The organism is Mesorhizobium sp. M7A.F.Ca.CA.003.01.2.1 (genome assembly GCF_003998945.1).
Classification (GTDB): domain Bacteria; phylum Pseudomonadota; class Alphaproteobacteria; order Rhizobiales; family Rhizobiaceae; genus Mesorhizobium; species Mesorhizobium ciceri.
Genome location: NZ_RZRA01001217.1, coordinates 1 through 1,319 on the forward strand (window position 1 = coordinate 1; position 1,319 = coordinate 1,319).

Annotated in this window: 2 protein-coding genes and 1 pseudogene; all 3 read right to left on the bottom strand. The window is 61.0% G+C overall.

The window, feature by feature from the left end; genetic code table 11:
- Nucleotides 1–908 (bottom strand): hypothetical protein (locus EN969_RS31370; RefSeq protein ID WP_127419749.1); only part of this gene is annotated, 908 nt, incomplete at its 3' end.
- A gap of 18 nt (nucleotides 909–926) precedes the next feature.
- The gene (locus EN969_RS31375) at nucleotides 927–1,073 is read right to left on the bottom strand and encodes a hypothetical protein (RefSeq protein ID WP_013529552.1); all 147 of its coding nucleotides are present in this window, start codon (nucleotides 1,071–1,073) and stop codon (nucleotides 927–929) included.
- A 25-nt stretch (nucleotides 1,074–1,098) separates the two neighbouring features.
- Nucleotides 1,099–1,319 (bottom strand): annotated as a pseudogene (locus EN969_RS31380) (GlsB/YeaQ/YmgE family stress response membrane protein); the annotation flags it as partial.

The window sequence follows — 1,319 nt, forward strand, 5'->3', positions numbered from 1 at the left end:
GGCTCGAACTTCACATCCGGCTGGTCGGGACCGCCGGCTTGCCGCAACAGCGCGACAATGTGTTCGCCCCTGTCGACCGGCTGTCGCCTCCAGTTCGAGGCGTTCGTGACGTGCAGCCAGCCCTCGACCATCATGAAAAAATCCTCGGATTGATCATGTCCGGCGCCGAAGCGAAGCGATTTGTTTTCAGCGAATCGAACCAGCGCCGGATCGATCGACCTGTAGAGCACAGGCCAGTTGCCGCCGCCGGAATCCATATGAAACTTGTAGCTCGGGGCGAAATCCAGCCGTCGCCGCAAAAGGCTTCCGTCGAAAAAACAGAAGCCGGGCCACAGGAACCAGCCGCCTGGCGTCGGCGTATCGCGCCGCACGCTGCCGTAGAGGCTTTTGCCCTCCATCCGGGCGCGGATCGAAAACGGTTCAGTCGGAAAGATGTCATGATCGATGAAGCCGAACAGCTTCGGCCCGAACCTGGGCAAGAAATTCCGCACGATCCAGTTGAGCGCTTGACCGTGCGATCTGCTGACGACCAGCCTGTTCTTCGGCAATGCGACATAGGGGACATGCTGGCGACGGCAGAGATCGCGGATTGCTTCCCTTGCCTCGCCCTTGTTGCTGTTGTCGAAAACGATGTAGCTTTCGTGCTCGGCCAGGTATCGGCGTACCAGGTGGATCTGCCATTCGATCATTTCGGGCCGGTTGAAGGCCACGGTGGCGACGACCGCATCGCGGAATACCTGCTCTTGCCCCTGCAATTCGCTGACCGGTGCGGATGTCCTCAGAAAGCGAAACACCCGCCAACGATAGCGCAGCAGCGCCTCGCGCCTTGGCGGCCGGTTCAGCCTCTCCCACTCCGCCACGGTGATCGGGGGCTGATCGACGTCTTCCGGGGCGTCAGAAGCAACCATGTCGCGCCCCCGCATGGCTTAGTTCTGCTGGATCGAAATGCCCTTGTCGTCGATCTTGAGCTCGACGCCCTTGGGTTTGGTCTGCTCGCGATAGACATAGATGCCGAGCGCGATGACCACGACGACGAGCGCGCCGATGACGAGATAGAGCGTATTCTGTTTCATGGCGCGCTCTTTGCGTTGTCGAGCCTCAGGCTCGTTTCAGAACCTTGACCAGTACCAGCAGGATGATGGCGCCGATCGTGGCATGGATGATCGCGGCGAGAGTGCCGCGGCCGATGGAAAAGCCGATCCGCGGAAACAGCCAGCCGGCATGAACGCACCGACGATGCCCACGATGATGTTGCCGATCAGGCCGAAGCCGAAGCCGGAAACGATGAGACCGGCGAGCCAGCCGGCGATGGCACCGAT

Bases quoted from the DNA above. Each gene is read 5' to 3' on its own strand.
- EN969_RS31375 (WP_013529552.1), bottom strand. From the start codon at position 1,073: ATGAAACAGAATACGCTCTATCTCGTCATCGGCGCGCTCGTCGTCGTG.